Origin of the sequence: Arthrobacter sp. NPDC056727 (genome assembly GCF_042790555.1) — a bacterium.
GTDB lineage: Bacteria > Actinomycetota > Actinomycetes > Actinomycetales > Micrococcaceae > Arthrobacter.
Genome location: NZ_JBHTZA010000002.1, coordinates 145649 through 171805 on the forward strand (window position 1 = coordinate 145649; position 26157 = coordinate 171805).

22 protein-coding genes are annotated in these 26157 nt (G+C 67.0%); 6 read left to right on the forward strand and 16 right to left on the reverse strand.

Features of this window, described 5'->3' with window-relative positions; genetic code table 11:
* Positions 1-38 precede the first annotated feature (38 nt).
* The 4 genes from ACFRAH_RS02470 to ACFRAH_RS02485 all read right to left on the reverse strand — a co-directional run bounded on the left by ACFRAH_RS02470 (position 39) and on the right by ACFRAH_RS02485 (position 5145).
* Positions 39-2120 carry a DUF222 domain-containing protein gene (locus tag ACFRAH_RS02470; RefSeq protein ID WP_377989326.1) on the reverse strand — a complete coding sequence of 694 codons (2082 nt, stop codon included), beginning with the start codon at positions 2118-2120 and terminating at the stop codon, positions 39-41.
* 135 nt (positions 2121-2255) lie between these two features.
* The gene (locus ACFRAH_RS02475) at positions 2256-3116 is read right to left on the reverse strand and encodes an SDR family oxidoreductase (protein ID WP_377989327.1); all 861 of its coding nucleotides are present in this window, start codon (positions 3114-3116) and stop codon (positions 2256-2258) included.
* 45 nt (positions 3117-3161) lie between these two features.
* On the reverse strand, positions 3162-4046 hold the full coding sequence (locus ACFRAH_RS02480) for a nuclease-related domain-containing protein (protein ID WP_377989328.1): 885 nt from the start codon (positions 4044-4046) through the stop codon (positions 3162-3164).
* Positions 4047-4194: 148 nt separating this feature from the next.
* Positions 4195-5145: an MSMEG_6728 family protein gene (locus ACFRAH_RS02485; protein ID WP_377989329.1), complete on the reverse strand. Its 951-nt coding sequence runs from the start codon at positions 5143-5145 to the stop codon at positions 4195-4197.
* Positions 5146-5311: 166 nt separating this feature from the next.
* Here ACFRAH_RS02485 and ACFRAH_RS02490 point away from each other — a divergent pair, with 166 nt between their 5' ends.
* Complete coding sequence (locus tag ACFRAH_RS02490; protein ID WP_377989330.1) at positions 5312-5935, forward strand: hypothetical protein; 624 nt, start codon at positions 5312-5314, stop codon at positions 5933-5935.
* Positions 5936-6033: 98 nt separating this feature from the next.
* Here the strand turns inward: ACFRAH_RS02490 and ACFRAH_RS02495 are convergent, their stop codons facing one another.
* The 3 genes from ACFRAH_RS02495 to ACFRAH_RS02505 all read right to left on the reverse strand — a co-directional run bounded on the left by ACFRAH_RS02495 (position 6034) and on the right by ACFRAH_RS02505 (position 11383).
* Positions 6034-7578 (reverse strand): N,N-dimethylformamidase beta subunit family domain-containing protein, encoded by a 1545-nt coding sequence (locus tag ACFRAH_RS02495; RefSeq protein WP_377989331.1) that lies wholly within the window; start codon positions 7576-7578, stop codon positions 6034-6036.
* 260 nt (positions 7579-7838) lie between these two features.
* Entirely contained in the window at positions 7839-8507 is a 669-nt protein-coding gene (locus ACFRAH_RS02500) for a transglycosylase family protein (RefSeq protein WP_377989332.1), read from the reverse strand.
* Positions 8508-8749: 242 nt separating this feature from the next.
* Positions 8750-11383 carry an ABC transporter gene (locus ACFRAH_RS02505; protein ID WP_377989333.1) on the reverse strand — a complete coding sequence of 878 codons (2634 nt, stop codon included), beginning with the start codon at positions 11381-11383 and terminating at the stop codon, positions 8750-8752.
* 150 nt (positions 11384-11533) lie between these two features.
* Between ACFRAH_RS02505 and ACFRAH_RS02510 the strand changes: the two genes are divergently transcribed.
* Entirely contained in the window at positions 11534-12502 is a 969-nt protein-coding gene (locus ACFRAH_RS02510) for an adenosine deaminase (RefSeq protein ID WP_377989511.1), read from the forward strand.
* Positions 12503-12532: 30 nt separating this feature from the next.
* Here ACFRAH_RS02510 and ACFRAH_RS02515 read toward each other — a convergent pair whose 3' ends face one another.
* From ACFRAH_RS02515 to ACFRAH_RS02525, 3 genes are all read right to left on the reverse strand, one after another.
* Positions 12533-12712, reverse strand: coding sequence for a hypothetical protein (locus ACFRAH_RS02515; protein ID WP_377989334.1), 180 nt, complete (start codon positions 12710-12712; stop codon positions 12533-12535).
* An 83-nt stretch (positions 12713-12795) separates the two neighbouring features.
* On the reverse strand, positions 12796-13044 hold the full coding sequence (locus ACFRAH_RS02520) for a hypothetical protein (protein WP_377989335.1): 249 nt from the start codon (positions 13042-13044) through the stop codon (positions 12796-12798).
* Positions 12989-13516 (reverse strand): hypothetical protein, encoded by a 528-nt coding sequence (locus ACFRAH_RS02525; protein WP_377989336.1) that lies wholly within the window; start codon positions 13514-13516, stop codon positions 12989-12991. The genes ACFRAH_RS02520 and ACFRAH_RS02525 overlap by 56 nt, the downstream gene beginning before the upstream one ends.
* Positions 13517-13716: 200 nt before the next feature.
* Between ACFRAH_RS02525 and ACFRAH_RS02530 the strand changes: the two genes are divergently transcribed.
* Positions 13717-16020, forward strand: a complete 2304-nt coding sequence (locus ACFRAH_RS02530; RefSeq protein WP_377989337.1) for an FdhF/YdeP family oxidoreductase — start codon at positions 13717-13719, stop codon at positions 16018-16020.
* Positions 16021-16067: 47 nt separating this feature from the next.
* Here the strand turns inward: ACFRAH_RS02530 and ACFRAH_RS02535 are convergent, their stop codons facing one another.
* The 3 genes from ACFRAH_RS02535 to ACFRAH_RS02545 form a co-directional block, all read right to left on the reverse strand.
* Positions 16068-16397, reverse strand: a complete 330-nt coding sequence (locus ACFRAH_RS02535; protein ID WP_377989338.1) for a DUF6457 domain-containing protein — start codon at positions 16395-16397, stop codon at positions 16068-16070.
* Positions 16398-16451: 54 nt separating this feature from the next.
* Positions 16452-17426 carry an aldo/keto reductase gene (locus tag ACFRAH_RS02540; RefSeq protein WP_377989339.1) on the reverse strand — a complete coding sequence of 325 codons (975 nt, stop codon included), beginning with the start codon at positions 17424-17426 and terminating at the stop codon, positions 16452-16454.
* A gap of 197 nt (positions 17427-17623) precedes the next feature.
* Positions 17624-18517, reverse strand: coding sequence for a glucose 1-dehydrogenase (locus ACFRAH_RS02545; RefSeq protein ID WP_377989340.1), 894 nt, complete (start codon positions 18515-18517; stop codon positions 17624-17626).
* A 295-nt stretch (positions 18518-18812) separates the two neighbouring features.
* Between ACFRAH_RS02545 and ACFRAH_RS02550 the strand changes: the two genes are divergently transcribed.
* A complete protein-coding gene (locus tag ACFRAH_RS02550; RefSeq protein WP_377989341.1) occupies positions 18813-19094 on the forward strand; it encodes a DUF2630 family protein in 282 nt (93 codons plus the stop codon).
* 102 nt (positions 19095-19196) lie between these two features.
* Here ACFRAH_RS02550 and ACFRAH_RS02555 read toward each other — a convergent pair whose 3' ends face one another.
* Positions 19197-19496, reverse strand: coding sequence for a hypothetical protein (locus ACFRAH_RS02555; RefSeq protein WP_377989342.1), 300 nt, complete (start codon positions 19494-19496; stop codon positions 19197-19199).
* A 255-nt stretch (positions 19497-19751) separates the two neighbouring features.
* On the opposite strand from ACFRAH_RS02555, the gene ACFRAH_RS02560 reads away from it, so the two are divergent.
* A complete protein-coding gene (locus ACFRAH_RS02560; protein ID WP_377989343.1) occupies positions 19752-20609 on the forward strand; it encodes a glycosidase in 858 nt (285 codons plus the stop codon).
* 74 nt (positions 20610-20683) lie between these two features.
* Here the strand turns inward: ACFRAH_RS02560 and ACFRAH_RS02565 are convergent, their stop codons facing one another.
* Positions 20684-21883 (reverse strand): mechanosensitive ion channel family protein, encoded by a 1200-nt coding sequence (locus tag ACFRAH_RS02565; protein WP_377989344.1) that lies wholly within the window; start codon positions 21881-21883, stop codon positions 20684-20686.
* Positions 21884-22001: 118 nt separating this feature from the next.
* On the opposite strand from ACFRAH_RS02565, the gene ACFRAH_RS02570 reads away from it, so the two are divergent.
* Complete coding sequence (locus ACFRAH_RS02570) at positions 22002-22304, forward strand: acylphosphatase (RefSeq protein WP_377989345.1); 303 nt, start codon at positions 22002-22004, stop codon at positions 22302-22304.
* Positions 22305-22335: 31 nt separating this feature from the next.
* Here ACFRAH_RS02570 and ACFRAH_RS02575 read toward each other — a convergent pair whose 3' ends face one another.
* Positions 22336-26124 carry a TM0106 family RecB-like putative nuclease gene (locus ACFRAH_RS02575; protein ID WP_377989346.1) on the reverse strand — a complete coding sequence of 1263 codons (3789 nt, stop codon included), beginning with the start codon at positions 26122-26124 and terminating at the stop codon, positions 22336-22338.
* Positions 26125-26157: the final 33 nt, after the last annotated feature.

Genomic DNA, 26157 nt, shown 5'->3' on the forward strand with positions numbered 1-26157 from the left:
CCGCCCTGGCCTCCCGGGACACGGGTTCACCCGCCGCCTCATGTTTTGTGGTGGTGGTTTTGTCGGGGTTGTTGGCGTGGGTCGATGTGGGGTGGCGGGATGAACCAGGGAACGCCGTTGCGGACGTGGATTTTCCATTGTTCCTTGTGGATGAGGTGGTGGTGGTGGGTGCAGAGGAGGACGCCGTTGTCGGTGCTGGTGGGTCCGCCGCGTGACCAGTAGGTGATGTGGTGGGCTTCGCACCAGGTGGCGGGGATGGTGCAGTTGGGGAAGGCGCAGCCTTGGTCGCGGGCGTGAAGGGCTTTGCGGATGTGGGGCGGGAAGATCCTGGTGGTGCGGCCGATGTCGAGGATTCTGCCTTGGCTGCTGAGGAGGATGGGGATGATGTCGGCGTCGCAGGCGATTTTGCGGATGGTGGAGGCGGTGACGGGGCCGGTATAGGTGAAGGTTCCGCTGCCGGTGGGTGTGCCTGCGGGCGTGCCGAAGAACCGGGCTTCGGGGCTGCTGGTTTGCCAGTTGTCCTGTGGGGTGCTTGCCGGCGGTTCGGGATCGCTGATCTGCCAGGTGCCTGGCAGGAGTACTGGGCCGCTGGCCTGCCGGCCGGGTGGGTCTGTTGGCTGGTTGCTGGTGGTTTGCCGGGTGTCGTTTGTTGGCGTGGGGCTTGGCCGGGTGTTGGTGCGGTTTCTGTTGTAGCGGGGGCCTTGGGCGGCGGTGGTTTCGATGCTGCCGAGGAGGTCTTTGTAGGAGACGGTGACCATGACTTGGGGGCGGAGTCCTCCGGTGGTGGGCAGGGTGCCGGCGGCGAGGGCGGCCTTGGCGGCGCCGACGAGGCCGTCGAGGCGTTGTTGGGCCAGGGTGCGGCGGTCCAGGTCCGGGACGTGGGTGCTGTTGAATGCCGCGTCGAGGTCGGTGCGCTCACCGCCGTCGCCGCGCTCAGCGCCGCTGCCGCGCCCAGCGCCGCCGCCGCCGCTGCTGCTGCTGTTGTCGTTCTTGTCGTTCCCGCAGTTGGTGGTGTTGGGGGTGGTAGTGCGGGGGTTGGTGGCGGTGTTCATGGCGGTGGTGAGGGCTTCGTATTGGTCGGTGGTGGCGTGGATTTCGAGGTGGTGGAGGCCTCCGCGTTTGGGGCCGATGAAGACGCCTTGGCGGTGGCGGAGGTTTTCTTCGGAGGGTTCGGTGCCGTCCTGGTCGAGGGCGTCGATCCAGCGGTGGGCGATGCGGGTGAGGAAGTCGTGGTCGTTTTCGATCGCGGTTTGGGTGAGGTTGTGTTCCATGTGGGCGATCGTGGCGGGGTCGGGGATGTGGCGGACTTTGTCCAGGGCGGTGGTGATGATGGTGCCGGCGCGGGAGGAGATGATTCCGGCGGTGAGGGCTGCGGCGGTTTCTTCGTGTTCTGGCGGGATGGGGCGGCCGGCGAGTCCGGTGCGGGGGAGGATGGCGTTGGCCAGGGCGAGCCGGCGGCGTGCTTCGGTGGAGCTGATCCGGAGCCGGGTGCGGAGGAAGTCGGGGGTGTTCCGTGCCCCGTCGTCGGCCGGGGACCAGCCCACCGCACGCGCGGGAACGGCCGGAACCGCAGCGTCGGCACTCTCGCTGGCACCACTGTCGGCGTCGGTGTCTGCGGTGGCGGCCGTGGACGGTGCGGCGGTGATGGTGGACTCGACGAGTGTGGATTCCGTGCCCGCCGGGGCAGCTTCGGGTTCTGTGCCCCAGCCTGTGCCCCAGCCTGTGGTCCAGCCGGCCGCACGGCTGGCTGCTTCGGCGGCGTTGATCGCCTCGGTCCGGGCCCGGTCCACGGCGGCGGCAGCAAGGACCTGAAAGTATTCGACGCGGCGGAAGAGCTCCTCGGTGAGTTCGGCGAAATCGGCCGCCTCGACGAAGTTTGCTGCGGCCAGCTCCTCCTGCGCCACGGTGATTGCCGAATCGAGCAGCGCCAGGGACGCCCTCAGATCAGCGGTTGCCGGCGCAGCACCGCCGTCGGACTTTCCGCTCATAGGGGAGCCAGCCACAGGAGCCGCGGCGGGAACGCTGCGCAGCCCGCGGCCACGCAACAGGGCAGCGGCACTGGCGCCGGAGACATCAGTCCCCGCTGCGCTGTCCGCTCCGTGCTCCCCAATCGCTTCCATGGGACTACTTTGTCAGCGGGGTCTGACATTTTTAGGGGTGAGGAGCGTCACTTCGGACCAAAAGGAAAAAGTTCTTGAAAAAAGTTTTTGGCCCGGTCGTTTCGGTCGCAACTCTAACTGGAGGGCTGCGTGGACCTAGGGATGACGGACTCCGACGCCGGCCAGGATGTCGCGGTAGCCCTCACGGAAGGACGGGTACTTGAACGAAAACCCTGTTCCCCGAAGCAGAGCATTGCTGCACCGTTTGTTGCCGCCACGGGCATCGCCCAGAGAAGCCTTCGGCGGGGGAGTCATTTCCAACTCAGCTGCAAGGAAGCGGAGGACGTCGCCCAATTCGGCCGGATCGTCGTCCACGCCCAGGTACACCGAAGCCGGCTCAGCAGCCATGGTGCACAGATGCACGATGGCGCCGGCGGCGTCGTCGCGGTGGATGCGGTTGGTGTAGCGCGGCTGGTCCGGAATGACGGCGGCGCCGCTGCGAACCTGGTCGATGAGCCTGGTGCGGCCAGGCCCGTAGATTCCGCCAAGCCGGAGCACGATAGGTGTGGTCCCGGTTCCTTTAAGACGCTTCAACAGCAGGTCCTCGGCTTCACGCATGATGCGGCCAGAGAATCCGCCGGGTTCGGGCGGAACGCTTTCGTCAATCCAAGCGCCGGCGGCGTCGCCGTACACGGCCGTGGACGAAACGAAAAGGACCCGTTCGGGTGCCACGCCGTCGCGTTCAAGGGCGTCGAGCACATGCACAACCCCGTTCACGTAGGCGGTCCGGTATGCCTCCTCCGTGGGGCCGTCCGCGGCTACTGCAATGACGACGGCGGTAGTGTCCGCCGGGACAGGCGGCAGGTCAGGGGCACCCAGGTTCGCCGCGACGCCCTCGATCTCAGCCGGCAGCTTGTCCGGTGAGCGGCGCCAGCCGACAACCCGGTGTCCGGCAGCGGCAAAGCGGAGCCCCGCTTCAGTGCCAAGGTCACCGCAGCCGGCGAGGAGGATAGTCATGTTGGCCAGTTTGCCATCTCCGGCGCCCGTCGCGGAGCGCCTACATTATCTGGGCGGTACAGGCTGTATCAGTGAGGGCGCCGGGCGAGGAACGGCCGGGGCCTGCCTTGGGGCGTGGGGCCAGGCATTCAGGAGAACGCCCAGCACAAAAATTGCCAACGCAAAGAAGAGGAGTACCGACAGGCAGCCCCTGGGCTTCCTGCGGGCTCTTCTGTTCCTGCGGGAAATGTCCGGGGCGGGGACGGCGTGCTGCCGGGAGCGCCACGTTTCCAGGGCAACGGCCGGACCCGAAGGAACTCCGAGGTCCGCAGGTCCGGGATTCCAGTCTTTCGTGGTCAGCAGGGGAGGGCTGGTGGGTCCAGAAAGCAGGCCCAGCAAGTAGTTGTGAATGGCCTGCACGGTGGCCCCGTCAAGTACAGTCGGCAGTGCCTCCACGGAGCGGCTCAGTGTGGCGAGGCCTTGGATCCGAACACCGCTGGTGGACCGCTCGTCCATTTCCGGCTGGTCCACCATGCACACCCAGGCTTGAACAAGCCGGCGGTGTTGTGGTTCGAGGAGCGCGGCCACAGCGGCGGCCTGATCGGCCACGGCGGAAACCTCCCGCTCCCTGGAATATCCGTTCTGGCGGAGAACTCCGTTCCGCATCTGGACGTTCCCCGACCAGCTCTTGGCGTCGATCACAATGATGCCGCCCGGTCCAACAAGGATGTGATCAAGATTGGCCTTTGGCCGGCCGGGCCAGTGGGCATCGTGCAGGGCCAGCCACCCCTTCGAACCCAGCTCGTCCAGCACCTGCCCGACGCGGACTTCCCCCCCGGCGCCTTTGGTCCAAGCCCTCTCTACCCGCTCGGCCTGTTCCAGCTGCTCCCTGAGCTTTGCTACCCGCTCCGCTGCCAGCCGTGCCTGCTCTGCCGCTCCTTCGCCTGCCAATTCTGCATCCCCCAGTTCGCGTCGCTCCCACCGTCCCGCGGGATCCACCGCAACTGTATGCGAATTGCATGAGTTCTATCACTACGGGCGCGTGCGGAACCCCTTCAGCAGGCCAAGCTTGCGAGGGGGAGGACTGCCCCCCGCGTCCTCAGAGCGCCGGAACGGGGAAGAAGACGCGGGGGTCCTGCAGCAGCGCCGGATAGTCGAACTCTGACCGGTCGATGACGTCGGTGACCTCGAAATTGCGTCCGAAGCGGCCGTCGTCGAGCGTAATGGGACGGCCCACAACCATTCCGACGGCGAACTTGCTGCCGCCGTCGAACGGAACGGCCACCGGCGACTTGCCGGGCAACGTTGAGAAGGCCGCCTCCTGGCGCTGCCGCTTGCGGGACGGCTTCTTGACGAGCGGCTTGGCCGGGGCCTTCTTTGCCACCTTGGCTGGCCGGCGCGAGGTTTCCTCCGCGTAGACGAACTGGTAGTCGTCGTCGGAATCCCCGGCGCCCGCGGAAGCGGCGCCGCCAGCTCCCGGACCGCCCGCAGCAGAACCCGCCCGCCCAACAGCCGGCAGCCCGACCTTGTTCAGTTGTTCGGGATCGCCGTGGCCCACGTGCTCGCGAAGAATCCAGAGAACCTCGCCCTCGGGATCCTCCGGCAGGAACTCGTGACGCGGCTCCGGCCAGACGTACTCCAGGCCGTGCTCCGTGCCGGGGAAGACCTCTTCGTAGAAATGCGGATCCTTGCGGATCAGGTTGGAGCGGTGGCTCTCGTGGAATTGCGGGTCGCCGAGCCACGGCGGTAGCAGGATCTTGGCGGCGTAGTCCGGGTGCGCAGCCTGCGGAGCGAACTCCCGGATGTTGTCCGACGTGTTGTCGGCGAAGCCGCGCTTGGTCCACTCGTCCACCATCGCCAGGCCATACATGGTGAGCGCCGGAACGTGGCCCATCCACATGCGGATGGCGGGGTGTGACTGCCATCCGTATTCCGGGATGACCAGCGCGCGGAGAGTCTGCAGCGCTTCTACACGCTGCTTGCCGAGCCGGGGGGTGTCCAGCGCGGCTGCGCTTTGCCGGAAATCGGGATAGGGAAGGAAGGTTTGCATCCCATCAGTCTGCCGTCCTTGGCGCCATGTGCCAATTGAAGTGCCGGAGGGCACAGCGCGCCGCCAAAATGGACACCGGGGTGTTCACAATGTGGACCCATGCATGCGAAAGGTTGATTAATCCACTAAGATATCCGAAACCTCAACAGCGTCTGGAAGCCAACTCATGACTCTTACCTCTCCCGCGCCCCTGTCGTCCGCCCCCGCGGAGGCGAATTCACAAGCGTCACAGGAGCCTCAACTGTTCGTTCCGAAGTACGGCCAAATGCTGGGCGCTGACGCGAACGGGATCCTCGTTCTGGACGAGTTTACGCTGGACCCGGCCGGTGCGCGCAAGGACCAGCACCGTTTCCGCACCGCGCTTGCTTCCGTTGCGCTGACCCTGCGCCGGCTCGTCGCCCTGCGCGTATTCATTGCAGTGGTGGCCATCGCCAACCTGCCGCTGTTCCTGATGTCCACGGGCTGGTGGATCTACGCTGTCTCGCTGGCCCTGGTGATCGGCGTCCACGCCGCCGTGAACTGGCTGAACAAGCACGAGCCGCGCGTCAAGCAGCGTCATGCCCTTGAGCTGCACCTGCACCGCGAACGCAGCGACAACTACCGCAAGGTCCGCGACGCCGTGAAGTTCGTCGTCGACAGCCCTGCCCGCGTCAACGAGCACCTCTACCTCGAGCTGCTGCACGCCAAGCGGGTTGCCCTCCACCTCGCCTCAGGCACCGTCGCCCTCCTGGACACCAGCGACGACGCCGCCTGGAAGGTGCGGATCGTCCGGGAGATTCCCGCGGCCTAAGGCCGTTTTACTGAGGGTTCCAGCCGTCACGCTGTAGAGATTTAAGAACGACGCCGGGCGTCCCCACTCAGGGGGCGCCCGGCGTCGTTCTTTTGCGTTCACTGGGCGCTGTCCCTGGGCATGGCGCCGGCCAAGGGACCCGCTCCGGCGGCGCGGATGATGTTTTGGGTGACATGCAGGTCGAAGGCACGCGAACGCGCCGGGACGGCGGCTTCGCCCTGGGCGAGCAGCCAGTCGATTGAGGCCATGTCGAGTACGCCGGCGCCTGAGGCTGTCGTGTAGAAAGTAGAGTCCGCCCAGCCGTGGCGAGTGTAGCGGCCGGATTCGGGGGAATGCGCGAAAATGTGAAGATTCGCCGGGTGCCGCAGCCGCGGGTATCTCGCTGTCGGGTACACCCGATCGGTTTCGCCCGAGATGAGTCCGGGGTAGGTGGCACCCTTCGCGGCGCCGGTGCCGGCAAATGCGAAGAATCCGGGGTCGGTGACAGTGAACACGCCCCTGGACCTCAGGTCTCCGTACACCGCGCCGGTGAGCGTTGGCTCCGCGTCAGGCACGGGTCCTTGACGCCATTCCGTGGTCACGGCTGCCGGGTGGCTGAACCGGAACGGATCCAGCTTCGCCTCGCGGTAGCAGGCCTCGACCCGGCTGGCCCCGGTGAAGGAGGCCTCGAGACGCGTGCGCCAGTAGACGTTGTTCGCCCCAAAGAAAACGACGTTGGTGCCATGGTTTCGGGCGGCCTCAATGTTGTGGCGCAAAGCCGGAGACCAGTATTCCGAGTGCCCGGAAAAGATCACCGCGGCGGCTCCGGTGGCCAGGGAAGGTTTCGCGCTGATCTCCGACTCAGTGGTGTAGGCGAGGCGCAGTCCAGGTTCCCGGATGGCCTCCGCGGCACGGACAAGAGGGGAGTCCCGCTCATCGATCTCGGTGAAATTGCTGTACGGCCGGTCGAAGGAAACCTTGTACGAGCGTGTGCTGTAGCGGTGTCCAGGCCCGGTGTAGAGGGAGTAGCCACCCCACCTGTTGTAGGCCTGCATGGTGCAGTCATTGACGACGAGCACCACTTTTCCCGTAACTGATGCGGACTCGACCACCAATGGAATCATGTGGTCCCGGCCGGAGCCTCCCGTCAGTATCAGATAGTAGAGCCCCTCCGGCCAGCCTGCGGTGTTCACCCGGGTTGTCACAGCCCACCGGCACCAGACCATCCGGGTGCCGCGCTGGACGGTGCAGGAGCGCTGCCTCCGGACGCGTACGGCTCCGGATGTCCAGACCAGGCGCTGGCCGGCACCGTTGTAGTAACCAACCCGGAAGGCCTCGATGCGGATGCTGCCCAAGGTGGAGCTGATGTACAGGTCCACCGTCCGCCGCCGAGGCACCGAAGCGTTCTGGCCCAGAAATCCTTCCAGCGCCGCCGTAGACGACCAATGCGTGGGAACCTGGCTGCGAGCAGTGCCGGGCCGGCGGTTTTCCCGCGCTGCATCGAACACGCCGGGCGGACTGGCGGCGGCAGCCGATGCAGCAGCAACGCCCATGGGCCGGGCAGTTCCGCCCCCCAACCCCGGATAATCCAATGACAGGAGGGATATTGCCAGTAGCGCGATAACCGCTATGCGCCGCCGTGCGGCGGAATGCTCCTCGGCCATGATCCCATGACCTTTCTCCCGAGCCCCGGTTGGCTTGGCGCACACAGAGGCGTGGACTTGCTGGACCTCCAAGCCTCAGCGTGGGACCGGGCCGACCGCCACGCTGTGCGTGATCATCGGCCTCAGACCTGGGAGGCGTCCATTATGTCCTTCAAAGCTGGGAAAATCCTTAACGCCACAGGGCCACAACAAAACCGGGCGGCCCCCGAAGGGACCGCCCGGCGTCGAGCTTCAGCCGCTAAGCGGCCGCATCAGTCGGATTAGGCAGGAAGCTGCAGAACCTGGCCCACGAACACCAGGTTCGGGTTGCTGATGGTATCAGCGTTGGCGTCGGCAAGGTGCTGCCAGCCGCCGTGGATGCCGAGCTTGTCGGCGATCTTGCTCAGGGTGTCGCCCTCCTGGACCGTGTAGGTCTCGCCGCTCACCGTGATGGCGGCGGCGTGACGGGCCTGGGCGGGTGCCTCGGCCACGGGAGTCTGCGTGACGGGAGCGGTCTGGACCGGGGCCTGGACGGGCGCGGCCTGCACCGGCGCGCTCTGCGGCAGGATCTGCGGTGCGGGAGCGCCACCGCCGCCGGAAAGCCCGAGCTTGGCGGAGCAGGCGGGCCATGCGCCCCAGCCCTGGCTGGCCTGGACCTTTTCGGCCACGGCGATCTGCTGGGCGCGGGAGGCGCTCTGCGGCGAGCCGGTTCCGCCGTAGGCGGCCCAGGTCTGCGGGGTGAACTGCAGGCCACCGGAGAAACCGTTGCCCGTATTGGTGGACCAGTTACCGCCGCTCTCGCACTGGGCAAGGGCGTCCCAGGTGGAGGCGCTCGTGGCGGTGGGGGCTGCAGCGTTGGCCGCGGTGGCGGAGAGGGCCAGAGTTGCGGCGGAAACGGCGGCCAGGGTGACTCCGCGGCGCGCGGCAGTGCTGAAAGTCGATTTTTTCATTTTGCGATGCTCCTGAGGCCACCCGCGCTCGGTCCGTCCCCGGACGTTTTCGCGCTACTGCCCGCCCCTGACGAACTAGAGGTCATTTCGGTGTCCGCCGGCCGGGCAGTAACTGGTGGAGGCGGCACCTGGCATTCATGGGCCCGCGTCGCGGGCATGTGCCCCAGCCTAAAGGGGTTGCGCGCCGTTATCAAATCGAGATAATCATTGACAGTCGGCGATTTGGAAGCACCCCCGCCGAGTTACAGGGCGCCCCCGGCGAGCGCCGCGGCCAAGTAGCGGGCAGTCCGGCTGCCGGGCGAACCGGCAACGTCGGCGGGCGTTCCGGAGGCCATGATCTCGCCGCCGGCGTCCCCGCCGGACGGTCCGAGATCGATCACCCAGTCCGCTTCCGCCACCACGTCCATTTCGTGTTCCACCACGATCACTGTGTTTCCGGCGTCGACGAGGCGCTGCAGCTGCGCCATGAGGAGCCGGACGTCGGCCGGATGGAGCCCGGTGGTGGGCTCGTCCAACAGGTACAGGGTGTGGCCGCGGCGCGCCCGCTGCAGTTCGGTAGCCAGTTTGATGCGCTGGGCCTCGCCGCCGGACAGTTCGGTGGCGGGCTGGCCGAGCCGGAGGTAGCCCAGCCCCACGTCCCGGAGCGTCTGCAGGCTGCGGGCCGGCGCGGGAACGTCGACCAGGAATTCGGCGGCGGCGTCCACGGTCATGCCCAGGACGTCGGCCACGTTCTGGCCGCGGTAGGTGACTTCCAGCGTTTCGGGGTTGTAGCGCGACCCGTCGCATTCCGGGCAGGGACCGTAGCTGCCGGGCAGGAACAGAAGTTCGACGGCGACAAACCCCTCACCCTGGCAGGTCTCGCAGCGCCCGCCGGCCACGTTGAAGGAGAAGCGCCCGGCACCGTAACCGCGCGCCCGGGCTTCGTCGGTGGCCGCGAACTCTTTGCGCACGGCGTCGAAGAGCCCGGTGTAGGTGGCCAGGTTGGACCGCGGCGTGCGGCCGATCGGCTTCTGGTCCACCGTCACCAGCCGGTCCACGTGGTGCAGGCCGGATACGGTTCCCACGCTCAGCGGCGTCCCGGGGTCGCCGGCGTCCAGGGGCTGCTCCTCATCGGTGCCGGCGAGTCCGGTGCCGGCAGTCTCCGCGTCTGCGCCTCCGTGCAATTCCTGTCCCACCACCTCGGCCAGCACGTGGCTGACCAGCGTCGACTTCCCCGAACCGGAAACGCCGGTCACCGCCGTCAGCACCTGCAGCGGGAAGGAAGCGTCGAGGCCGCGGAGGTTGTGGCGGGTGATGTCGTTCAGTTCCAGCCAGCCGGCAGGCTCCCGACGGCGGGTGGTCCGGACGCCGCTGTCAGGCTCGCTGCCGTCCGGCGAGCCGCTGCCAGAAGCGCTGCCCGGCACCAGGAACGGGCGCGTCACGGAGGCCTCGACGCCGGCGAGGCCGGCCACGGGGCCGCTGTAGAGCACTTCGCCGCCGCCTTCCCCTGCCCTCGGCCCCACGTCCACGAGCCAGTCGGCGCGGCGCACAAGGTCCATGTTGTGCTCCACCACGAACACGGAGTTGCCGGACGACTTGAGCTGTTCCAGCACGGCCAGGAGGGGCTCGGCGTCGGCGGGGTGCAGCCCGGCGGAGGGTTCGTCCAGCACATAGACCACGCCGAACAGCCCAGAGCGGAGCTGGGTGGCGATCCGGAGGCGCTGCATCTCGCCCGGGGAGAGGGTGGGCGTCGGCCGGCCCAGGGCAAGGTAACCGAGCCCCAGATCCAGCAGGATCGTGATCCGCTGGAGCAGGTCGCGGGTGATGGCGACGGCCACCTCGTTGCTTTCACCGGAGGACTGCCTGCCGGCGGGCAGCTTGCGCGACGCGGTTCCGGCGTCCGTCAGCTCGGTGGTCGGGCGGATGATGTCGGCCAGTTCGGCCATCGGAACTCCGTTGAGTTCGGCGATGGTCCTGCCGGCGAACGTGACGGCCAGCGCCTCGGGCGTGAGTCCGCTGCCGCTGCACCGCCGGCAGGGTCCGGTCTCCATGAACCGGAGCACCCGCTCGCGCATCGTGTTGCTCTTGGAGTCCGCAAGCGTGTGCAGCACATGGCTCTTGGCGCTCCAGAACTTGCCCTTGTAGGGCTTGGCCACACGGTCGCGCTGCGGCATGATTTCCACGACCGGCTGCTCGTCGGTGAACAGGATCCAGTCGCGGTCCTTTCTCGGCAGGTCCCGCCACGGGGTGTCGACGTCGTAGCCCAGGTGGGTGAGGATGTCGCGCAGGTTCTTGCCCTGCCACGCCGTCGGCCAGGCGGCGATGGCCCCGTCCCGGATGCTCAGGGAAGGGTCGGGGACCATCGAGGCCTCGCTCACGGTGTGTGCCACGCCGAGGCCGTGGCACTCGGGGCAGGCGCCGGCGGCCGTGTTGGGTGAAAAGGCGTCCGAGTCCAGCGGGCTGGCACCGGCCGGGTAACTGCCCGCGCGCGAGAACAGCATGCGCAGCGAGTTGGACAGGGTGGTCACCGTTCCCACCGTGGAGCGGCTGCTTGGCGTCCCGCGGCGCTGTTGGAGCGCGACGGCGGGAGGCAGCCCCGTGATCATCTCCACCTTGGGATTGTGGCCCTGCTGGATGAGGCGGCGGGCGTAGGGCGCGACGGATTCGAAGTACCGGCGCTGTGCCTCCGCGTAGATCGTCCCGAACGCCAGGGAGGACTTGCCGGAGCCCGAGACGCCCGTAAAGGCTACGATCGCGTCGCGCGGGACGGCCACGTCCACGTTGCGAAGGTTGTTCTCGCGGGCACCGCGCACCCGGACGAAGCCGTCAACAGAGTGGTCGGAGCCCGGGCTCCAGTCCAGACCGGCCAACGGGTCAGCATACTCTTCAGTCCGCATCTGTTCGACTCTAGCGGTTGTGCCCTGTGCGGGGACTATTCTGTCGGGGTGAACACTTACGACACCGCCGCCGAACCGACCGATCCCACTGCACTTTCAGCTGAAACAGCGACTTCGGACGAGGCGGAACTTGCGGCGCCCCCGTCGCCGGTGCCCCTGGCGGAACTGCACCTGCACATCGAAGGGACGCTGGAGCCGGAACTGATCTTCGCGCTCGCGGAGCGGAACGGGATCGAACTGCCGTATGCGGGCCTGGACGAGCTGCGGAGCCGGTACGAGTTCACTGACCTGCAGTCGTTCCTGGACCTGTACTACGCCAACATGGCGGTCCTCCGGACGGAGCAGGACTTCGCGGACATGACCCGCGCCTACCTGTCACGGGCCGCGGATGCGGGGGTGCGGCACGCGGAAATCATGATGGATCCGCAGGCGCACCTCTCTCGCGGTGTCTCCCTGGAGACGTGCGTGAACGGTGTGGCATCCGTCCTCGCCACCTCCGAGGAGGAGTTCGGCATTTCCACCCTGCTGATTGCCGCCTTCCTGCGCGACCTGTCCGAGGACTCGGCGCTTGAGGTCCTGGACGGGCTGCTGGCGATGAACGCGCCGATCGCCGGCATCGGCCTGGACTCAGCGGAGGTGGGCAACCCGCCGTCGAAATTCACGAGGCTGTTCGCCCGGGCCGGCGAAGCAGGCCTGCGGAAGATTGCCCACGCGGGGGAGGAGGGCCCGCCGTCGTACATTGCTGAGGCACTGGACGTGCTGGGCGTGGAGCGGATCGACCACGGGATCCGGTGCATGGAGGACCCGGACCTTGTGGAGCGGCTGGTCACCGACCGCGTGCCGCTGACGGTGTGCCCGCTCTCGAACGTGCGGCTCCGCGCCGTGGACATGCTGGCCGCCCACCCGCTGCCGGCGATGCTGGCTGCCGGGCTCAACGTCAGCGTGAACTCGGATGATCCGGCGTACTTCGGCGGCTACGTGGACACCAACTTTGCCCAGCTTGAGACGGTTCTGGGGCTGTCGGAATTCGACCGGGTCAGGCTCGCCGCGAACTCAATCCGGTCCTCGTTCGCCAGCGAGGAACGGAAGCAGGAACTGCTGGCCGAACTGTCTGGTTAAGACTCGGGCGTGCCTGACGGCTGTATGGGATCAAGCGGACCGCCGGCAGCGGAACCAGTCGTTCGTGATCTGGAAGGGCGTCTGCCTCATCATCTCGATCCGGTCGAGGCTTTTGTCGGCAGCAAGCAGGCGGGCCAGGTCAACGGCCGCAAAGATGAGGCCCGACACCAGGGCGATGCGACCGGCGGCCTTCGCCAGCGGTGAGGACATTTTCCCTCCTGAGGTTGATGGGATTTCCGGTGCTGCATGGGATCACCGGTTCCCTTAGCCCGGCGCCAATCACCCGCCGTCGTTCATCCGGGACGCATTCGGAGCGAGAAACGCCCGACGGCGGTGGCCGAGCGGGGCGCCCGGCGCCAGGCCCGGCGGTCCAGCACCACGGTGGCAAGAACCGCGAGGACGACGATCAGGAAGTAGATCAGCTCGGCGCGGGCGGCCCCGGCGGCGGTGAAGCCGAAGGAACCGACGGTGAAGGTGCCATGGCTGTTATGGAACAGAAGCGTCAGGAGGACACTGCCGCCGGTGCGGTTGAAGAGCCACACGTAGAGGAACGTGATGGGGCGGGCGCGACGCCTGGAGCAGGGGGAGGGCGTAGCCGCGGAAGCCGGGCTCTTCGCCGAGCGCGCCGTCCAGCGGATTCACCAGCCGGACGGCGAACACGGTCACCAGTCCGGTCCACGTCAGCCTTTCGAGGCCCGGGGCGGCGGCGCCGAGTGCCATGGTGATAAATCCGGTGGCCAGGACGAGCGCGGCGGGAAGAAGGAGCGCAACGGCGTACCAGATCCAGCCGACGCGCCACCGTACCAACCGCCGTCCCCAGGCGCGGAAGCCGGGGCGTCCCTCCGCCAAGGCTATGACGATGATTGCAGCGGCAAGGGGACCCACCGGCAGGAATTCCATCCGGGGCATCAGGCCGGCCGCGAAGAAGGGCCACGAGGCCCAGGAAATCGCGTAGGTCAGGACAAAGAAAGCCAGAAGCCTGTGGTGTTTTAGCCAGCCCATCGAACGGTGCATCGAGGCTCCAAACGGTCGCAGCAGGTGTTCCAATTGTCCGCCCCCTCGGCGCCGGTGTGCCAGCGGCCGTCCGGTTGGATACAGGCCGGATGCTTGCAGGCACCTCCCATAACTGCTAGTCCTGTGAGGGACGCAACACCGCGGTGATGACGCCGCGGGGCAGCAGTGCCGGGACGATGGCGAGTCAAGGAGTGTGCAGCATGCCGCGCAAGAACCCAGACGTGGAAGAGGCAAACGAGGAGGATCTCGAGGTCGGCAAGCCGAAGGAATGGGCCGCCGGCATCCCGGGCGTCCTGCATTCCATGCAGCCGGCCATCAAACACATGGGCGTAAGCAGGACAGAGAAGACGCTGCTCGCCATGAACCAGAAGCACGGCTTCGACTGCATGAGCTGCGCCTGGCCGGACCCGGACCACCGCAAGACCTTTGAGTTCTGCGAAAACGGGGCCAAGGCCGTCACCTGGGAAGCCACTCCGGTGGTGATCGAATCCGACTTCTGGGCGGAGCACCCTGTCAGTGAACTGCGCCAGCGGACCGAGTACTGGCTCGGGATGCAGGGCCGCCTCACGGAACCGGTCTACAAGCCGGCGGGGGCAGACCACTACCGGCCCGTGAGCTGGGATGAAGCCTTCGGAATCTTGGGGCGCAAGCTCAACGGCCTGGCCAGCCCGGACGAGGCCGCCTTCTACACGAGCGGCCGGACGTCGAACGAGGCCGCCTTCATCTACCAGCTCTTTGTGCGGGCCTTCGGCACCAACAACCTGCCGGACTGTTCCAACATGTGCCACGAATCGTCCGGCTGGGCGATGGGCCAGACCATCGGCATCGGCAAGGCCACCATCACCTACGACGATTTCGCCAAGGCCCAGCTGATCATCATCATGGGGCAGAACCCGGGCACCAACCATCCGCGCATGCTCACCGCCCTTGAGGAGGCCAAGGAAGCAGGCGCCCAGATTGTGGCCGTCAACCCGCTGCCGGAAGCGGGGCTGCTGCGGTACAAGAACCCGCAGAAGGTCAAGGGCATCATCGGCCACGGCACTGACCTCGCGGACCAGTACCTGCAGATCCGGGTGGGCGGAGACATGGCGCTGCTGCAGGCCATTTCGAAGCGGGTCCTCGACGCCGAGGCGAAGAACCCGGGGACCGTGCTGGACCAGCAGTTCCTCGAGGAGCACTGCGAGGGGCTCGAGGAGCTGCGGGCGCACCTGTCGGAGTTGGACGATGAGACCGTCCTGGCCGCCACCGGCCTCCGCGCCGACGAGATTGATGAGCTGGCCGCCCGGTATCTGAAGGCGGACCGGGTCATCATCACCTGGGCCATGGGGATCACCCAGCACAAGAAAGGCGTGGCCACGATCAAGGAGATCATCAACCTGCTCCTGCTGCGCGGAAACATCGGCAAGCCCGGGGCCGGCGCCTCGCCCATCCGCGGGCACAGCAACGTGCAGGGGGACCGGACCATGGGCATCTGGGAGCAGATGCCGCCTGCCTTCCTGGACGCACTCGCCAAGGAGTTCAGCTTCGACCCCCCACGGGAGCACGGCGCCGACGCCGTGGAAACCATCCGCAGAATGCGCGACGGCGTCATCAGGGTATTCGTGGCACTGGGCGGAAACCTGGTGGCCGCCATCTCCGACACTCATGCCGCCGAAGCAGCCATGGAGAACACCGACCTCACCGTCCAGATCTCCACGAAGCTCAACCGCTCGCACACGGTGACGGGGAAGGAAGCGCTCATCCTGCCCACCATGGGGCGCACGGAAATCGATCTGCAGGAGTCCGGCCCGCAGTTCGTGTCCGTGGAGGACACTGTGTGCGCGGTGCATCCCTCGGCGGGAAGGGTGGAACCCGTTGCACCGAACCTCCTCTCCGAGGTGGCGATCGTCTGCCGGATCGCCCGGGAGACGGTGCAGGGGAAGACCAATGCGGACTGGGCCGGGTTCGAGAAGAATTACGACCTCATCCGCGAGCACATTTCCCGCGTGGTGGCGGGCTGCGAGGACTACAACAGCAAGATCCGGCAGGAGGGCGGTTTTGTCCTGCCCAACGGGCCCCGGGATTCGCGGACCTTCAGCACTCCCACCGGCAAGGCCATCCTGACGGTGAACCACCTGGAGAGCATCGACCGGCCTGCCGGCACGCTGATCCTCCAGTCGGTCCGCTCGCACGACCAGTTCAACACCACGATCTATGGGCATAACGACCGGTACCGCGGCATCAAGAAGGGCCGCGACGTGGTGTTCGTCAGTCCGGAGGACATCGCCGAGCTTGGCCTCAGCGACGGCCAGTTCGTGGACATCCATGGTGTGTACGAGGACAACGTGCAGCGGGTCATGCGGAAGTTGCGCGTCGTTTCGTATCCAACGGCCGGCGGCTGCGCGGCCACCTACTACCCGGAGGCCAACGTGCTGGTGCCCCTGGACAGCGTCGCGGAGGGGAGCAACACGCCGGCGTCCAAGGCTGTGATCGTGCGTTTGGAGCCCAGCACGGAGACTGTTTAGCGCCCCAGCGCCGCCGCCCTTATTGGGCGATGCTTACTGGGCGGTGCCTATTGGGCGGTGCTGGACCAGCCCTCGCTGTCCGGGCCGCCCTCGGTGCCGTGCTCGCAGAGCCGCAGGGCGACGTCGGCCGCGGACTCCACCGACTCCTGTGGTGACGCGCTGCTGCCGTGTGCCCGGAGCCCGGCCGCGTAGCCAACCAGCAGTGCGGTGACGGGAGCGGCCTGCGCGTTCACGGCCCGGGAGGACTCGGCGGCGAGGCGGGCGACCAGCTGCTGGTCCACCTTGAGGTCCAGGATCTGCAGCGCCTGGGTGAGCCGCTGGCTCCAGTGCGCGAGGTCCTGGTCTGCAGGGCAGCTGCCTTCTGGGTTGACTGTCATGGGACTCCCTTTCCTGCGTTTTGTGGTGCGGATCATCCCGGCGGGGGCGGGCTGCTAGGTGTCGATCGAGGTCATGTGCGGGTAGCGGGCGCCGGCGGCAGCTCCGGCGGGGGCAAGCTCATCAAGGCGGGCGAGGTCTCCGCTGGAGAGCTCGACGGCGGCGGCACCCAGGTTCTCGGCCAGCCGTTCGCGCTTCTTGGTGCCGGGAATGGGCACGACGTGCTCGCCCTGCGCCAGCACCCAGGCCAGTGCGAGCTGCGCCGGACTGCACTGCTTCTCATCTGCCAGTTCCTTGACCCGGTCCACGAGCTGCAGGTTCCGGGTGAAGTTTTCGCCCTGGAAACGGGGTGAATGGCGCCGGAAGTCATCGGCAGCGAAGTCGTCGGGGCTGCGCAGCTGGCCGGTCAGGAAGCCGCGGCCCAGGGGGCTGTAGGGCACGAAGCCGATTCCCAGTTCGGCGAGCACAGGGAAAACCTTGGTCTCTGGCTCCCGCTCCCGGAGCGAATACTCCGTCTGCAGTGCGGTGATCGGATGGACAGCGTGCGCCCTGCGGATGGTCTCAGCACTCGCTTCGGACAGCCCCAGGTGGCGGACTTTGCCGGCTTCGACGAGCTCCGCCATCGCTCCGACGGTGTCCTCGATGGGGACCGTCTTGTCCACCCGGTGCTGGTAGTAGAGGTCAATGTGGTCCACTCGCAGCCGCTGCAGGCTGGCATCGCAGGCGGAGCGGACGTATTCGGGGCGGCCGTTGATGCCAACCCAGGAACCGTCCTCCCGCCGCTCGTTGCCGAACTTCGTTGCCAGGACCACCTCGGAGCGCCGGTCCGCGATGGCCCTGCCCACCAGCTGCTCGTTGGTGAACGGGCCATACATGTCCGCGGTGTCCAGCAGTGTTCCGCCGGCGTCCAGGAACGCGTGGATTGTGGCGATGGACTCGCTGTCGTCGCCGGTTCCGTAGAACTCGCTCATGCCCATGCAGCCGAGGCCAAGGCTGGAGACGGACAGTGAACCAAGCGTGCGGGATTCCATGGGGCTCTCCTCAGGAAGGTTGCTGGAGTGGCTCAGGGAGGTGCGGTGTAGTCGCCACTATAAGTGGGGCCGCTGCATTTTTGGTGGGCGGGGCCGCATTTTTGCTCCACTTTTCCGGTGCCGGGCCGCGGAGCGGCTGCACAAAGTGGTGCAGAAATGCGGTGCAAACCGGTGCTTCGGAGCCGCGGAAGCCGAAGCTACGGCGTCGGGCTGCCGCCGTTGACGTTCAGCGTCTCGCCCACCACAAAGCTCGACTCCGCCGAGGCCAGGAACACGTAAGCCGGGGCGAGTTCGGCGGGCTGGCCGGCGCGGCCCAGGGGAGTGTCCTTGCCGAACTCGGGCAGCGCCTCTTTCGGCTGGCCGCTGCTGACCTGCAGGGGCGTCCAGATCGGCCCGGGAGCCACGGCGTTCACCCGGATGCCCTTCGGCGCCAGCTGCTGTGCCAGTCCCTTCGTGAAGTTGTTGATGCTGGCTTTCGTGGTGGCGTAGTCCAGGAGCGTCGGTGACGGGTTGTATGCCTGGATGGATGTGGTGTTGATGATCGTGGAGCCGGCGGGAAGGTGCGGCACTGCGGCTTTGGTGAGCCAGAACATGGCGTACACGTTGGTCTTCTGCGTGTGGTCGAACTGCTCGTCGGTGATCTGGCCGATGTCCTCCTGCGCCACCTGTTTGCCGGCGTTGTTCACCAGGATGTCCAGTCCGCCCAGTTCCTGCAGGGCGGTGTCCACCAGTTTCTGGCAGGTTGCGGCGTCCTTGAGGTCGCCGGGCACCTTCACGGCTTTGCGGCCGGCCTTTTCGATCAGGTTGGCGATCTTCGCGGCGTCTTCTTCCTCCTCGGGAAGGTAGGACAGTACGACGTCGGCCCCTTCCCGGGCGAAGGCGATGGCCGTCGCTGCACCGATACCTGAGTCCGCGCCCGTAATGATTGCCTTCCTGCCGTTGAGGCGACCGGTGCCGCGGTAGGTGTCCTCGCCCAGGTCGGCCTTGGGTTCAAGCTTCGCGTCCAGGCCGGGCTCGGGCTGGTGCTGCTTGGGCGGCTCGATGTGCTCGTATGCCGTGACGGGATTCTTGAAGGTGTACTGGTCGGTCATGGTTCTCCTCCGAGGTGGTGTTGAACGCGGACAGGAACATCGGGCTCGGTCCCTGACGTCAGGGGCAATGCTAAGCATGCTTATCGTCAACCCTAACGAGACGACGGCGGCGCCGCCAGTGCTGTTGCGCTTGGAGTGCGGACGGTTGGCTTTGAATTGGGATGGCGGCGAGGGCAAACCCCTTTTGCGGGCCGCAGCACGAAGTTAGGCTGGCAGTCCAAGGCCGGCGGGCCGTCACGGCCGGCGGCGATTCCCACAAGGCCATCCGGCGCGCGGTAACCAAGGAGTGAAGGCGATGGACAACCAGGACATTCTGCAACGTATCCAGGCGCTGGTTGACGAGGAGCACCAGCTCCGTGAGCCGGCAGGGGCAGGTTCGGCCGGCGGCTCCGGGCAAAACGATTCGGACGACGAGGCTGGGCAGGGTGAGCGCCGCGTCCGGCTGCGGCAGGTGGAAGAAGCCCTGGACCAGTGCTGGGATTTGCTGCGCCAGCGCCGGGCAAAGGTCAAGGCTGGCGAGGATCCCAACGAGGCTGATGCCCGTCCAGTCAAAGAGGTTGAAGGCTACGTGCAGTAGGTCGCCGTACTAGGGGAGGGCGGCCGCCACCGGCAGCCGCCCTTCTGTAGCGGTGACACGTCGCTACTGGCGGCAGTTACGGCCGCCGGTTACTGCTGCCAGCTACTGCTCCTGGCCGCTGTGCAGTCCGTCGTCGCTGCTGTCTGCGGAGGCGGCGTCGCCGGTGTCGTCGGACAGGTCCATGTTGCCGCGGGCTTCCTCCATGGTGGGGCCGCCGGAGGGGACGTTGTAGCGCTCCGGGCGGATGCCGTGCGACTGTTCCTCGATGAGTGCCTGCTCCTCGCTGAATCGGATGGCGTTGGCGTCATCACCTGCGTCGCCGGGTCCGTCGTCGCGGATCTTCGAAGGGTCCGGAACGATAAAGCCGTCTGCGTTGCTGCTGTGTTCACTCACTGAATTCATCCCTTCGTTTGGTGCCTCGCTCTATATGGTAAGCCTACTTTCTATTGGTGCCGCCGGGAAATGAACTGGTATCCGGTCGGGAAATCGGGGCGGGAAGATGTCCTGCAAGCCTGTAAGAACCGAGATTTCCGGCTCAGTTCGGGTGTAATCCCCGTCATAGTCGGTCACGACACACAATGTTTACCGAACAAAGTCGTCAGATTTGCCCGGCGCTTGGCAAACTACTGGGGGAACATTCGCTCTGTAAGGGGAACCATGCGCAAGACTGCCGCCGAAAACACCAACATCCGCCTTAAGGCCGTGCTGGACGTTCTGGCAGAGGGGGTGTTGTCGGGTGAATCGCAGAACGCCGGTGCCGTGCTGGCTGAAGCCCTCGTCCGGGTTCCGCTGAACGCCTACGAAGCTGAGCTCCTGAGCGGCGGCATTCCCCGTGGCCACAAGTCGCTGACCACCGCCACGGCCAAGCTGGTCAAGGCCGGCTGGCTGGTCAAGGGACGCTCCGGCTGGACCATCACCGAGGACGGCCAGCGCGCCACGGTCGCCTTCCCGGACGCTGCCGCCTTCTCGGCAGCGCTCGACGCCGGTACTCCGGTTCCTGCCGATACCCCCCTTCCGGTGGCGGCACCCGCCAAGCCGGCCGCCAAGAAGGCGTCCGCAAAGGCCGAGAAGGCTCCGTCCAAGGTCGCGAAGGTTGCAGATAAGGCGGCCAAGCTCATTGAAGGCGCAGTGGCTCCCGTAGCCAAGGCTGTACACAAGAAGGCCGAGGCTGACGCCGAAGCGCAGGCCGCCGTCGAAAACTCGGTGGAAACCATCGACCAGCCTGGTGCGGTGGCCGTGGCCGGCGACTTCAACACGCTGCTGGGAGCCCCGGAGAACTGGGCACCGCAGTACGACGAAGCGCAGATGAAGCTCGACGAACTGGACCAGCTGTGGAAGCTCTCTGCTGAAATCCCGGCGGGCTACTACAACTTCAAGATCGCCCTGAACCGTTCCTGGGATGAGAACTACGGCGCGTTCGGTGCTTTCGATGGCGCCAACCACGAACTGCACCACGCCGGTGGCCAGCTCACCATCCGCTACAACCACCGGACCCGGGACATCACCGTCAACTGATTCCCTCCGGCCGGAAGCCGCGCTGCAGCACACGCTGCAGCGCGGCTTCCGCTGTTTCAGGGAGTCAGCGCGCACTAGTCGTGGGCGGACAGAGTCTTTTCGCGGTCCTCGAACGCCTGCTCGCCGGGTCCTGTAAAGGCGCGGGAACGTTGCACGGCCTCGATGGACCCGGTGAAGAGCTGGGAATCGTTCGGGTCTGACGGCTGGCGCGGATGGGCGTCCAGCTGCGGCCGCTGTGGCTGCTGCGGCCAACCCTGGGACCGGCCGGATTCAACCGTCTCCCAGCGCAGATGCGGCAGCGCCTGCGGGTGCTCCTGCTGCAGGAACCGGACCAGCTCCTCGCGGATGAGGCAGCGCAGATCAAAGAGCGAGGCGCTGTCAGCCGCGCTCACGAGAATCCTGACCCGGACGAAGCCGCTGGTGGCATCGGTGACCTGCAGGATGCCCACCCGCTCGTCCCACAGGTCAGTGCCGGCCAGCAGCGTATTGAGTTCCGCGCGCATGGCCTCGACCGGGGCACGCCAGTCGAGATCGAACTCTACGGTGCCCATGACCTCCGACCTTCGGCGCGTCCAGTTCTCGAACGGCGTGGTGGTGAAATAGGTCGACGGCAGGATAAGCCGGCGGTCGTCCCAGATGTGGACCACCACGTACGTGAGTGTAATTTCTTCGATCCGGCCCCATTCCTTGTTCACAACCACCACGTCGTCCACCCGGATGGCGTCAGTGAAAGCGAGCTGGACTCCGGCGAAGACGTTCACCAGCGAGGACTGCACGGCGAGGCCTGCCACGATGGAGAGCAGCCCGGCGGAGGCCAGGATGCCCGCACCGAGTGCCTGCACGTCCGGGAAGGTCAGGAGGGCGACGCCGAGTGCGAGGATCACCACCAGTGCCACACCGACGCGCCGGGCAAGGCTCACCTGCGTCCGGAGCCGGCGGGCGCGGCGGTTGTCCGCCACATCCACGCTGTAGTGGGTGAGCATGAGCGATTCGAGGATCAGCAGTACCGCCACCGCCAGCCAGGCCGCGGCGGCGATCAGTGCTATGAGCAGCACTTGGTCCACCGCCCGGCGCCAGGGCGAATCCTCCGTGCTGAGGCCGAGGGCGATCCGGACGCCGAGGAGGCACAGTGTGAGCCGCAGCGGGACCCTGGCCCGCCGTGAGGAGTCGCGCAGTGCAGTCAGCCGCCGGTTGAGCCGTAGAACCACATGGCGGAGCAGCCAGGAGAGGACCAGCCCGGCGGCCACTGCCACTGCGATAGCGAGGAAAGGCATTGCTTGGTCTAGAAGGTCTGGCATGTATTAACCCCTATCAACCCCAGAGAGTTGACCGGTAATCGGGCTCCGCGGGCCGGTCCTGTCGGGACAAGGCCGCCGGCGCTACATTGGTTCCATGACTGACTCGAACGCAGCCGACCCGGACAGTGTCCGCCTCACCGCACGGGTCACAGGAATGGTCCAGGGTGTCGGCTTCCGCTACTGGACCGCGCGCAAGGCCGACGAGCTTGGGCTGACCGGTTCAGTCAGGAACGACGACGACGGTTCGGTCGCCGTCGTCGCGGAGGGCCCGCAGCCGGACATCGTGGAGTTCAGGCGCTGGCTGGGCTCATCCCGGGCCCCGGGCAGGGTGGCCCACGTCGATGAGATGGTCTCCCCGGCCGAAGGCGGATTCAGCAGCTTTCAGGTGGTCAGCTGAGTCCTTTGGAGCCGGGTTCACCAAGCCCGGTTTAGCCCGGGCTGAGTCCCAGGAAGGCCCCGAGTTCCTCCAGCGCGAACGGCCGTGACGGCATGTAGTTCGTGAGCTCGGGGGAGCGGACCACCACAGCCCTCCACTGGCCCCGGGAGACAGCCACGTTGATGCGGTTGCGGTTGAGCAGGAACTCGGCTCCGCGCGGTGCCTCGGCTATCGCGGAGCACGCCATGGACACGAGCACCACGGGAGCCTCCTGGCCCTGGAATTTGTCCACCGTTCCCACCCGCACGTCCTGCAGGCCCTCGTGATCCAGGGCGTGCCGGATGGCCTGCACCTGGGCGTTGTAGGCAGCCACCACCAGGATGTCCTTGGCTTCCAGCCTCCGGACCGGCTCGTCCTTGCCCGGCGTCCACTTGAGCCCGATGTGCTCGCGGGCCAAAGAGACGACAGCTGCCGCCTCCTCCGCCGAGCTCGTGGTGTTGCCGGAATGCTGCACCAGGACGGTCTCCACGCCCGGAGGCACGCCGTCGAGATGGCGCCGGGATGCCGCCGGTGCGGACTCCAGCCGGCCATCGTAGCTGAGGACCGACACCTTCCGGGAAAGCTCAGGATGCATCCGCCAGGAATCGGCGAGGAAGTAGCCGAGCTCGGCGGGCATCGTGGCATGACCGGCGGACAGCCAGCCGAGCGCCGACTCATCGACGGGCTCCGGGTGGGAGCCCTGGGTGACCTGGGGAAGCTGCCGCGGGTCGCCGAGCAGCAGGAGCCGCTTCGCGGACCGGGCCACGGCCAGGGTGTTGGCCAGCGAATACTGGCCGGCCTCGTCAATGACCAGCAGGTCCAGTGACCCAGGAGGCACGCATTTGCCGGTCATGGTCCAGGCAGTTCCGCCAACCAGGCAACCGCCCGGCCTGACCAGGAGCCGCAGGATGTCCTCGTCGGCGACGCAGGTCCACGGCACGTCGTGTGGCTGGGCAAGTCTCTTGGCCACCATGGAGGGGTCCACCCCGGCCTTTTGGATGGCCGTACAGAGCATGTTTTCGACGACGGCATGGGACTGGGCAACCACGCCCACCTTCCAGCCGGCCCGCACGAGCCGCGCGATGACGTGGGAGCCGACGAACGTCTTGCCGGTTCCCGGAGGCCCCTGTACCGCGAGGTAGGACCGGTCCAGATGCTGCAGCGCCGCGGTGATGGCCGACACGTAGTCGGCGTTTCCGTTGGCATCGTTGCCGACCGTGGGGAGGTTCGGGATGCCGGCCAGCCTGGGTGCCGTCCGGCGGAGGATGTCCACGCCGGGATGCTGGGGAAGTTGCGGCAGCGTGGAACCGACGAGTTGTGCGAGTTCCGCCAGTGCCGCCTCGATGCTGACGGTGGGGATGGGGCGGTCGTCCGTCAGGGCCATGGGCAGCTGGAAGTATGGCGGCACCCTTCCCGTGGACTTCTCTGTGATGGTGATGACGGTCCGGCCGGGTTTTTCGGGGTGGTCCTCGACGGTTTCCACCAGCGTGCCGAAGATGCCGTCGCGGGAGGGAGGCATGGCGGCTTCGGTGGGGGCCGCCGGCGACTCTGCCGACCCTGAACGCTGGCCCGCTGTGCGATGCGGGGTCCTGCCGCCGTCGACCTCGCCGAGTCCGTCGGGCAGGGGGTCCTCGAACATCCGGAACCAGGTGGAGCCGGGCTTGAATTCCGAGCCCTCGCTCATGATGCCGGTGAGCCGCAGCGTGCGGGACTCCGTGCGGGCGCGGGAGGTGGGCGGTGCCCAGTCGGAGACCACCTCCGCCGCTTCCACGATGAACACGTTCCGCTGGTCCCGCCACCTGTCGACCTCGGCTTCGAGGCGGTCGAAGTGCTCCCACCAGAACTGTTTGCGCTCCCGGCGGTGATATCCGGTGGCCGCCGCGACCATGGCCACGGCCTGCTCGTCGGGCGTCAGTTCGCGGTGCTCAGGAATGGCGTCCAGGAAGGCGCGCAGGCCTTCTTCCTCCGGCGTCGGTTTCCCGTCCGGGACTGCGTCCGGCGGCGTTGGGGGACTGTCCGCCCTTCCTGTGCCTGCCGTCGCGGCGCCCACGCCCGCCATCCCGGCGCGGACCCCCTCAGGAGCGGGCGCGCCGCCGCGCAACTGCAGCAGCCAGTCCCGAAGCCGGAGCGTGGAGAGGCAGTCGTACCGGTTGTAGTCGGATATCGAGGCCAGGATGGCAGCCGCCTCCGCCTGCGTCTCGGGGCCGGCGTTGCGCGCCTCGCAATAGGCGGCATAGGCCACCACGGAAGCGCCGGCGTCCTTGACGTCCCCGGACCGGAGATGGTCGCCCATGTACAGGGGTTCGAGTTTCTTGATGGAGTACGAGGCCTCCGAAATCCGGAGCGAATGCCGGACCGTGGCGTAGAGGTCCACGAGGAGCCCGTCCCGCAGCCAGGAGTCCACCACATCCTCGCCGGCAACGTGGTTCAGCGAGAGGTTGCGCAGGGCCGTCTTCTCGTACGGCGCGTAGTGGTAGACGTGCATGTCCGGATACCGGGCCCGGCGGTCCTCCACGTAGGCGAGGAAGTCCAGGAACGCCTGCCGTTCGCCCGCGCGTGAGTGGGCCCAGAACGGCCGGAAGACGGGGTCCTGGCCAGGCGGATCCGTGGGCAGCGGTGCCTCGATCACGCCGAAGAGGTATTCCAGGCCCCATTGGCCCGCCGGGTCCTGCCAAAGGGGGTCGCCCTCGAAATCGAAGAAGATGTCGCCCTCGCTGGGGGCAGGGATACCACCCAGGGCGTTCTCTGCCAGAACCCTGTACGTCACGGTGTGCGGCTGGCCGTCCTTAACGAATGTCCGGGAGCCGTCGGCTGCCTCCAGGCCGGTCTGCATCCTGGCTTGGTCGCGCAGGCGCCGGCGTGAACCCGTGGCCAGATGCAGCGGCAGCTCGGCGAGGGCGTCGATGGTGGTGATGCCGTCTGCGGCCAGCTTCTTCCGCTGGACGGACGTCATCCCTGCGACCATCAGCAGGTCCCGGTGCGCGGCCACCTGCTCGGCGCAGTAGTCACACCTGCCGCAGCAAGTGACGCCGGGCTGCTGCCACGCCACAGGGGCGTCCGTGTTCCGGTGGGTTGAGGTGAGCTCACGGAACCGCGCCCGCCGATCGCGGTACACAGGCAGCAGATCGGCCAGCGAGTGGGAGCTGCGCTCCATGTTTCCCAGCACCAGGGTGACGCGCGGGGCGGGGTCCAGCCCAAGCTCGATCAGCTGGTCGCCGTACGCAGCCAGCTGCAGGAGCGCGCCCACCTTGGCGTGCCGTGCCAGCTTGGTGTCCCAGACCGCATACCGCGGGCCACGGTCGCCGAAAAGCAAGGAGCGTTCCCCGCCCGGCGGGGGACTGCCTGCCGGTTCAGGTTCCTCCGGGCCGATGTTCTCCGGGGCGATGTCCTCTTTCACCAGGAAGTCCGCATAGCCGAGGAATTCGCCGTCGAAGAACGTGGCCTGGAAGACGACGTCGGCGCCCGTACGGAGGGCAACAGCGGTTTCGCGGGCCTTCTCGGCGAGGTCGGCCCGGTCGGTCGTTCCGCGGTCTACGCAGTAAACCCCTGTGCCGTGCGACGCATCCCAGACTCCGTGGGTGCCGATGAGGCCGGCAAGCACCTTGTGCTCGTGGAGATCGCCTAGTTTTCCGGCCCGCGCCTGCATCTCATCGGCGGGGAAGGCGGCTTTGGGGGACCGGCCAAGCTTCTCGTCGAGGATCCGCAGCGTGCGGTACTCGCACTCGCTCGCGGCCACGAGATCGCTGGCTGAGAACACCAGGTCAGATGGCGCTCCCGGCGTGGTCGGGTCGAGCAGGAACATGGGGCCTCCCCATTGGCAGCCTCGCTCCGGGAC

Bases quoted from the DNA above. Each gene is read 5' to 3' on its own strand.
- ACFRAH_RS02560 (WP_377989343.1), top strand. From the start codon at position 19,752: ATGCGCAAGACTGCCGCCGAAAACACCAACATCCGCCTTAAGGCCGTG.
- ACFRAH_RS02575 (WP_377989346.1), bottom strand. From the start codon at position 26,124: ATGTTCCTGCTCGACCCGACCACGCCGGGAGCGCCATCTGACCTGGTG.
- ACFRAH_RS02530 (WP_377989337.1), top strand. From the start codon at position 13,717: ATGCCGCGCAAGAACCCAGACGTGGAAGAGGCAAACGAGGAGGATCTC.
- ACFRAH_RS02565 (WP_377989344.1), bottom strand. From the start codon at position 21,883: ATGCCTTTCCTCGCTATCGCAGTGGCAGTGGCCGCCGGGCTGGTCCTC.
- ACFRAH_RS02515 (WP_377989334.1), bottom strand. From the start codon at position 12,712: ATGTCCTCACCGCTGGCGAAGGCCGCCGGTCGCATCGCCCTGGTGTCG.
- ACFRAH_RS02485 (WP_377989329.1), bottom strand. From the start codon at position 5,145: ATGCAAACCTTCCTTCCCTATCCCGATTTCCGGCAAAGCGCAGCCGCG.
- ACFRAH_RS02475 (WP_377989327.1), bottom strand. From the start codon at position 3,116: ATGACTATCCTCCTCGCCGGCTGCGGTGACCTTGGCACTGAAGCGGGG.
- ACFRAH_RS02500 (WP_377989332.1), bottom strand. From the start codon at position 8,507: ATGAAAAAATCGACTTTCAGCACTGCCGCGCGCCGCGGAGTCACCCTG.
- ACFRAH_RS02555 (WP_377989342.1), bottom strand. From the start codon at position 19,496: ATGAATTCAGTGAGTGAACACAGCAGCAACGCAGACGGCTTTATCGTT.
- ACFRAH_RS02495 (WP_377989331.1), bottom strand. From the start codon at position 7,578: ATGGCCGAGGAGCATTCCGCCGCACGGCGGCGCATAGCGGTTATCGCG.
- ACFRAH_RS02550 (WP_377989341.1), top strand. From the start codon at position 18,813: ATGGACAACCAGGACATTCTGCAACGTATCCAGGCGCTGGTTGACGAG.
- ACFRAH_RS02470 (WP_377989326.1), bottom strand. From the start codon at position 2,120: ATGGAAGCGATTGGGGAGCACGGAGCGGACAGCGCAGCGGGGACTGAT.
- ACFRAH_RS02540 (WP_377989339.1), bottom strand. From the start codon at position 17,426: ATGGAATCCCGCACGCTTGGTTCACTGTCCGTCTCCAGCCTTGGCCTC.
- ACFRAH_RS02570 (WP_377989345.1), top strand. From the start codon at position 22,002: ATGACTGACTCGAACGCAGCCGACCCGGACAGTGTCCGCCTCACCGCA.
- ACFRAH_RS02545 (WP_377989340.1), bottom strand. From the start codon at position 18,517: ATGACCGACCAGTACACCTTCAAGAATCCCGTCACGGCATACGAGCAC.
- ACFRAH_RS02505 (WP_377989333.1), bottom strand. From the start codon at position 11,383: ATGCGGACTGAAGAGTATGCTGACCCGTTGGCCGGTCTGGACTGGAGC.
- ACFRAH_RS02525 (WP_377989336.1), bottom strand. From the start codon at position 13,516: ATGCACCGTTCGATGGGCTGGCTAAAACACCACAGGCTTCTGGCTTTC.
- ACFRAH_RS02535 (WP_377989338.1), bottom strand. From the start codon at position 16,397: ATGACAGTCAACCCAGAAGGCAGCTGCCCTGCAGACCAGGACCTCGCG.
- ACFRAH_RS02490 (WP_377989330.1), top strand. From the start codon at position 5,312: ATGACTCTTACCTCTCCCGCGCCCCTGTCGTCCGCCCCCGCGGAGGCG.